Here is a 7,108-nt window from a genome sequence, read left to right on the forward strand (position 1 = left end):
TCAAGGCCAAGCTGCGGCCGGACGCGTGGGAGCCCATCTACGCCATCGCCAACACGCCCGCGTTCCCGCCGCGGGCGCTGTACGCCATCGCCCACGCGTTCAGCGCCGGCTCGCCCGTGGCGCTGCTGGGCCGGGCCGTGGTCCGCGGGGCCCGGCAGGAGGCGCGCTGGCTGCTGTCCCGGCGCTGATCCGCGGACGCGAACGGGCGGTCCCGGCACGCAGCCGGGACCGCCCGTCGTCCATCCTCCGTCCGTCGTCCCTCGTCCGCCGAGGCGGACGGAGGGTCAGGTGGCTTCCTTCCAGTCCATCAGCATGCGGCGGATGTCGTCGCGGTGCTGGCTCTCGTCCACGATCAGGTCCTCCAGCTTGACCTTGACGCTCACCTCGCCCAGGGCCTCGGCCTGCTCGATGCGCTTGGTGTAGCGCTCGATGGTGTCCACCTCGGCCTGCAGCGCGTTCTCCAGCATCTCGCGGTTGCTGCGGGGGATGGGCACGGGCTTGACCTCCGTGGTGGGCACGCCGCCCAGCGCCACGATCTTGTCGGCCAGGAAGGCCGCGTGGCCCAGCTCGTCCGGGATCTCGCCCTCGAAGAAGCCCCGCAGCTCCTGGCGCCACGGCCCCGTCACCAGCGCGGCGTAGGTGCGATACATCACCACGGCCTGATACTCGGCCGCGAGGTCCTCGTTCATCCCGTCGATCAGCTCCTTCACGTCCGCCATCGTCCTGTCCCTTTCCGTCGGTCGGTTGGTCCCGCAGTCGATGGGCCGCACCCGCCGTCAAGAAACGCGCCGGCCCCTACAGCACGATCTCGCGGCGCTCCTGCGCGGAGCGGTACGCCGCCTCCACCAGCCGCATGAGCACCAGGTGCTCGCGCGGCGACTGCACCACGCGGTCGCCCCGCACGGCCTCGACGAACTGCGCCAGCTCGTTGCGGTAGCTGGCCGTGAACAGGTTCTCGCGGGTGGCGGGCACCTGGGGCGTCACGTCCACCAGCCCGGCGGGCATGTCCTTGAACACGGCCAGGGGCGACAGCGACCCGCTGCCCCCGCTGCCCATCAGGTTGAGGTACTGCCGGTCGCGCTGGGCCAGCAGGCTCCACGTGCACTCCAGGTTCACCACGCGGTTGCCTTCCAGCCCCACCACGAGCATGGCGGCTTCCTCCACCTCGCTGCCCGGGCGCTGGTACATGTGCGCCGACACGCGCTCCGGCACGGGGTAGCCCAGCGTCCACAGGGCCAGGTCCAGCATCTGCAGCCCCAGGTCCATCAGGGCGCCGCCGCCGGCCGTGGCCTTGCGCTCGCGCCAGGTGCGGCCGCGGGGGCGGTAGCGGTTGAGCCACCCCGTGCGCAGGTAGTACACGTCGCCCAGCTCGCCGCCGCTCACGAACTGGCGCAGGGCCACGGCGTCGGGCCGGTAGCGCTGGTTCATGGCGACCACCAGCCGGTCCTCGGCGCCGGGCTCCTCCAGCAGCGACGCCACGCCCTCGGGGGTGAGGGCCAGGGGCTTTTCGCACAGCACGTGCTTGCCGGCGCGCAGGGCGGCGCGCACGTGGTCCTCGTGGCGGTTGCTGGGCGTGCAGACGACGACGGCGTCCACGTCGTCCGTCAGCACCTCCTCGAAGCTCGTGGTGACCGTGGGCACCTCGAACCGCTTGGCGATGGTGCGCGCCGTGTGCGCGTCGCGGTCGGCGATGGCGGCCACCTGCACGCCGCGCATGCGGGTGAGGATGGGCAGGTGCACGATCTGGGCGATGCTCCCCGCGCCCAGCACGGCCACGCGGACGGGCGGACGTACCGTGGCCATCAGCGACCTCCCGTGGAAGGGGGCGGCGGCGGCGGCATCACGGGCCGCTGCAGCCGCGGGGGAAAGCGCCAGGCGCCCCCCACGCTCAGGCTGATGTAGCGCACGTTGCCCGTGAGCACGCCGCGGGCCTCGCCCAGCACGCGCAGGTTCTCCGCCACGGGCACCTCCAGCCCGCCCACCAGGTTCAGCCCCGGGGCGATGGCGTCCAGCAGTTCCTCCACGAACGTGTCGTCGATGAAGTCGCCGCGGCCGTTCAGCAGGTGCAGCGACACGCCGGCGCCGGCGTACGGCTCCACGACGTAGTCCGTGGCCCACAAAAAGTGGGCGTCCACGTCCAGGGACATGTCGCTGATCTCCACCTCGCCCAGGTCGATGCCCGGGCAGGGCACGCCGCCGCGTTCGCAGGCGGCCTCGATGCGGTCCTCCATGCGCTGCACCTCGCCGTCGCGCAGCCGGGTGGACCAGAAGGTGAGGCCGGGGGTGATGCGCACGTTGGGGCCCAGCAGGCCCAGGTCCACGCGCACGTTCAGGCCCAGCGTGGGCTCGGAGCGCGACGGAAAGATCTCCGCCACGTGCACGCCCACGCCGCTCAGGACGAGGTTCTCGTAGTCGTAGTCCGCCATGTCCTGCGCGGCCGCCCGCGCCGGGCCCGCGAGCGCGGCCAGGAGCGCGGCGGCGAGGCCGGCGGTGGAACGGGAGAATCGAGGCATCGTGGATCGGTCAGGGTGATGGATCAAGCGGATCGGGGGATGATCAGGCTTCGTGCGTGGAGGCGAAGTTCGCCGCACGGGCGGAGCGCCCCCCATCCCCGACCCTTCCCCCATAAACTGCATGAGGGAAGGGAGAACTGCGTCTTGCACGGAGGCGGAGTCCGTCGCGCACGGCCCCACCCGCTCGTCGACTCGCGACCTCCCCCGCTGCGCGGGGGAGGTGACAGCGTTCAGTGCGGAATGGGACGGCCCTCGCCGGCAGCGGCCCGCCCCTCCCCCGGCCCCTCCCCGCTCGTTCCTCGCGGAGAGGGGAGAACGACCATGCGCGGAATCCGCCCCCGTGCAGGAACCGGGGTGTACACCCTCTCCCGCGCAGTTTGCGGGAGAGGGTGCGAGCGACAGCGAGCGGGTGAGGGCTCCTCCGTGCGGCCGTTACTTTCGCACTTTCGCACTTCCGCACCCACGCACTCCGCCGTTTCAGTACAGCGCCTGGATCACCGTCCCGGGATAGTACGTGCGCAGGATCGTCCGGTAGTCCTGGCCGGCGCGGGCGCGGCCCATGGCGCCCACCTGGCACATCCCGATGCCGTGCCCCCAGCCGCCGCCGTTCGCCACGACCTCCGTGATCCGCCCGCCGCCGCGCGACAGCTGGATGTCGAACTTGCTGCTGTTGAGCGTGGTCTCCGCCGTGGGGCGCAAAATCCACCGCACGCGGTCCTTGCCCACGGTGAAGGTGCCCGCGTCCGTCTGGATGCGCATGGCCCGCACCCGGTCCGACGGCGTGCGCTCCAGGATGCGCATGTCCTCGATGCGCGAGATGCGCCGGCCCCGCAGCGAGTCCGCCAGCGTGCGGTTCAGGATGCCCACCAGCTGGTCGTGCGTCCACCGCACCGTCCAGCTGAAGCGGCTGCTGCTGCGGTCGTACGCCTGCCCGCCGGCATCCACGTCGCGCACGGAGACCAGGTACGGCACGGGCGCGTTGTTCCACACCTCGTCTATGGCGGCCGTCTGCCCCGCGCAGGTGGAGTGGTAGTACGCCGTGATGGGCCGCCCGTTGTAGGCCAGGATCTCGCCCGAAGTTTCACGCACGGCGCGGTTCACCGTCTCGTTCTCCGCCCCGGCGCCGCCGTACACCTGGTCCTCCACCGTGGCGTAGACGTCGAAGCCCTGCTCCGCGCGCCGGCCCAGGTAGGTGTACGCGTACGTCCGCGCCGCCACCGCCTGCGCCTTGATGGCCTCGTAGATGTCCAGGTCGAACCGGCCGATCTCCCGCGGTACCACGCCCTGCAGGTACGTCTCCATGTCCAGCCGGTTCACCACCGTCAGCCCGCCGCCGGGCGCCTGCTGAATGCGCAGCTCGCCGCGGTACGGCTGCCCCCGCAGGGTGAGCGTGCCGCCGTCCACGGAGCGGACGAGCAGCGGCGGCCGCAGCCCCGCGGCGCCCATCCCGGACGGCCGCTGCATGGCGCTGCCCGGCGCCCCGCCGCGCGACGCGACGCTGATGGTGGAGCCCTCGTCCCGGAACTCCACCGTCTGCCCGCCGCGCGCCCGGCCCACCTCCCGCCCGTCCTCCATGTGGACCGTGAAGTCGCCCGCGGAGGTGATCTCCACCCGGCTCGTGTCGATGATGAGCCCCACGCTCACGGGGGTCGCGTTGGCCGCGGGCCCCGCGGGCCGCGACGGCTGCGAGGGGCCGATGACCATCGTGTCGCGCGGCGTGGCAGGCGGCCGGTTGGTGACGACCGTGTCGCGGATGACGACGACGGGCACCGTGGGCACGCGGGCCCCGCGCGGCGCGCAGGCCCCGGCCAGCGCCAGGGCCAGCGCGGCCAGGCTACGGACGTGCTTCGGCAAGTGCTTCACGGGCGCGGGAAAGGGTTGCTTCGACATCCTGGTCGGTGTGGGCGGTGGACATGAAGCCCGCTTCGAACGCCGAGGGCGCGAAGAACACCCCACGCCGCAGCAGGGCGTGGTAAAAGCGCCGGAACGTCTCCACGTCCGATGCCTTGGCGTCCTCGAAGCTGCGTACCGGGCCCGCCGCAAGGAACACGCCCCACATGGACCCCAGGCTCCCGCCCGTCATCGGCACGCCCCGCTCCCGGCCGATCTCCAGCAGCCCGTCCACGAGCCGCGCCGTCCTGCGCTCCAGCTCGGGATACGGGTTCTCGTCGCGCAGGATGCGCAGCTGCGCCAGGCCGGCCGCCATGGCCAGCGGGTTGCCGGAAAGGGTGCCCGCCTGGTAGACGGGGCCCACGGGCGCGATCCAGTCCATCACGTCCGCCCGGCCGCCGTACGCGCCCACGGGCAGCCCGCCGCCGATCACCTTGCCCAGCGTCGTCAGGTCCGGGACGATGCCGAAGCGCTCCTGCGCGCCGCCCGGCGCCACGCGAAAGCCCGTCATCACCTCGTCGAACACCAGCAGCGCGCCATCCGCCTCGGTGATCCGCCGCAGCGCCTGCAGGAATCCGTCGTCCGGGGGGATGAAGCCCGCGTTGCCCACGACCGGCTCCAGGATCACGCAGGCAATCTTTCCCGGATGGGCGCGGAAGATCGTCTCCACCGCCTCGAGGTCGTTGAACGGCGCCGTCAGCGTGAGCTTCGACAGCTCCGCCGGGACGCCGGGCGAGTTGGGCAGGCCCAGGGTCGCCACGCCGGAGCCGGCCTTGACGAGAAAGCTGTCGCCGTGGCCGTGGTAGCACCCCTCGAACTTGAGGATGAGCTCGCGCCCCGTGAAGCCGCGCGCCAGGCGCACGGCGCTCATGGTCGCCTCCGTGCCGCTGTTGACGAAGCGCAGCCGCTGCATGGAGGGAAAGAAGCCCTGCACGGCCTCGGCCAGCTCCACCTCCGCCGCCGTGGGCGCGCCGTACGACGTGCCGCGGGTGGCGGCGTCGGCCACGGCGTGGACGACGGCGGGGTGCGCGTGGCCCAGGATCATGGGGCCCCACGACAGCACGTAGTCGATGTACTCGTTGCCGTCGGCGTCCCACAGGCGCGAGCCGGCCGCGCGCTGCACGAAGAACGGCTCGCCGCCCACGGCGCGAAACGCCCGCACGGGCGAGTTCACGCCGCCGGGGATGATGCCGCAGGCGCGGCGGAACAGGTCGCGGCTGGCAGACGTCTTGCCCTGCCCCGCGTGATCGGTATCGGTCATTCTACCCAGCGATGGAGATGCGGATGTCCAGGCGTTTCATGGCCCTGCTGGCGGCGCTCGTCCTTACGGCCGCCGCGTGCGACAACGAGGAGGACGACGCCAACGAGTCTCCCCGGGAGCAGGCCGAGCAGCAGCGCAGCAGCAGCGACGACGCGGCCGAGGGCGACAGCACCGACGGCATCGACTGAATCCGCCGCGCCCCCGTGCCGCCGTCCCTGGTACGCGGGAGCGGCGCGCGGGTGCCCTCCGCATCGCCGTGCGTCACAGCATGCCGAAAAACGGCGCCGCTGTTCACCATCCGGCCCGGGGCTGGCGCGGTGGCCGCGCTTTTGCCTTGTGCGGGCTCCATCCACGCTGTCCCCCTGTACCCCGACGATGGAGACTCGGATGATGAGCAAGCGCTTCTGGGCCCTGCTGCTGGGCGCCATGCTGGCGACCGGCACCGCCGCGTGCAACGACAACGCCGAAGACCACGCCGACGAGGCCGCGGACGCCCGCCAGGAAGCCGCGCAGGAGGCGGCGCAGGGTGACACGGCCGACGCGCGCGAGGAGATGCAGGACGCCGCCCGGCACGATTCCGCCGCGGCCCGCGATGCCGCGCAGGGCGACAACACCGAGGGCGTGAACTGACGCACCCGGGCGCCAACGAGAACGCCTCCGCCGCCCAGCCGGGCGGCGGAGGCGTTCCGCGTTACGAGCGAAAGTTGCCGAACGTGAGCTCCAGCCCGAAGTCCTGCTTCTTGAGGTGGGCGATCACGGCCTGCAGCTCGTCGATGGACGGGCTGGTGACGCGCACCTGCTCGTCCTGGATTTGGGCGTTGACCTTCTTGAAGCCCGCTTCCTTGATGGACTTGACGATCTCCTTGCCCTTTTCGGTGCTGATGCTCTGCACCAGGGTGATGGTCTGCCGCGCCTTGCCCCCGAACGCCTGCTCCACCTCGCCGTAGTCCAGGTTGCGGATGGGCACGCCGCGCTTGATGAGCTTGCTCTGGATGATGTCGACGAGGGCCGTGAGCTTGTACTCGTCGTCGGCCAGCAGCTTGAGCGTGCCGTCCTTCTTGCTGAACTCGATCTCGATCGTGGCGCCCTTGAAGTCGTATCGCTGGGCAACTTCCTTGTGCGCCTGGTTCACGGCGTTGTCCACCTCCTGCAGGTCAACGCTGGAGGTGATGTCGAACGTGGAGGTCTTGGCCATGATTTCAGATTCTGATGCGTAGCAGTTTCCAATCTCCCGGCCCAATGTAGGCGGCCGGCCCCGCGCGCGGCAACCCGGAACTGCATTTCACGCAGAGGGAGCAGAGGCAGCAGAGTACTTCACCGCGCGATGAAGTACTCTGCTGCCTCTGCTCCCTCTGCGTGAGACAATCTGTTGGTGTTCCTCAGTCGCCCTCGAGCAGCGCCTCCAGCCGGGCGATGAGCTCGGCCTGCGCGGGGTTGATGCGCG

The 7,108-nt window shown here is 71.3% G+C and carries 9 protein-coding genes; 3 read left to right on the forward strand and 6 right to left on the reverse strand.

The window, feature by feature from the left end; all coding sequences use genetic code 11:
- Positions 1–188: hypothetical protein (locus tag VFZ20_RS25920; protein WP_329686866.1), on the forward strand; the 188-nt coding region annotated here is incomplete at its 5' end.
- A 96-nt stretch (positions 189–284) separates the two neighbouring features.
- Here the strand turns inward: VFZ20_RS25920 and VFZ20_RS25925 are convergent.
- The 5 genes from VFZ20_RS25925 to hemL form a co-directional block, all read right to left on the reverse strand.
- On the reverse strand, positions 285–719 hold the full coding sequence (locus tag VFZ20_RS25925) for a ferritin-like domain-containing protein (protein ID WP_329686867.1): 435 nt from the start codon (positions 717–719) through the stop codon (positions 285–287).
- 76 nt (positions 720–795) lie between these two features.
- Positions 796–1,803, reverse strand: coding sequence for a Gfo/Idh/MocA family oxidoreductase (locus VFZ20_RS25930; protein ID WP_329686868.1), 1,008 nt, complete (start codon positions 1,801–1,803; stop codon positions 796–798).
- Positions 1,803–2,513 (reverse strand): hypothetical protein, encoded by a 711-nt coding sequence (locus VFZ20_RS25935; protein ID WP_329686869.1) that lies wholly within the window; start codon positions 2,511–2,513, stop codon positions 1,803–1,805. The genes VFZ20_RS25930 and VFZ20_RS25935 overlap by 1 nt, the downstream gene beginning before the upstream one ends.
- 477 nt (positions 2,514–2,990) lie before the next feature.
- Positions 2,991–4,403: a SpoIID/LytB domain-containing protein gene (locus VFZ20_RS25940; protein WP_329686870.1), complete on the reverse strand. Its 1,413-nt coding sequence runs from the start codon at positions 4,401–4,403 to the stop codon at positions 2,991–2,993.
- Complete coding sequence (gene hemL, locus VFZ20_RS25945; RefSeq protein WP_329686871.1) at positions 4,348–5,664, reverse strand: glutamate-1-semialdehyde 2,1-aminomutase; 1,317 nt, start codon at positions 5,662–5,664, stop codon at positions 4,348–4,350. The genes VFZ20_RS25940 and hemL overlap by 56 nt, the downstream gene beginning before the upstream one ends.
- Before the next feature lie 23 nt (positions 5,665–5,687).
- On the opposite strand from hemL, the gene VFZ20_RS25950 reads away from it, so the two are divergent.
- Entirely contained in the window at positions 5,688–5,852 is a 165-nt protein-coding gene (locus VFZ20_RS25950) for a hypothetical protein (protein WP_329686872.1), read from the forward strand.
- 199 nt (positions 5,853–6,051) lie between these two features.
- Entirely contained in the window at positions 6,052–6,294 is a 243-nt protein-coding gene (locus tag VFZ20_RS25955; RefSeq protein WP_329686873.1) for a hypothetical protein, read from the forward strand.
- A gap of 61 nt (positions 6,295–6,355) precedes the next feature.
- Here the strand turns inward: VFZ20_RS25955 and VFZ20_RS25960 are convergent, their stop codons facing one another.
- Entirely contained in the window at positions 6,356–6,859 is a 504-nt protein-coding gene (locus VFZ20_RS25960; RefSeq protein ID WP_329686874.1) for a YajQ family cyclic di-GMP-binding protein, read from the reverse strand.
- Positions 6,860–7,108: the final 249 nt, after the last annotated feature.

It is taken from the genome of Longimicrobium sp. (assembly GCF_036280135.1).
In the GTDB taxonomy this organism is placed as follows: Bacteria; Gemmatimonadota; Gemmatimonadetes; order Longimicrobiales; family Longimicrobiaceae; genus Longimicrobium.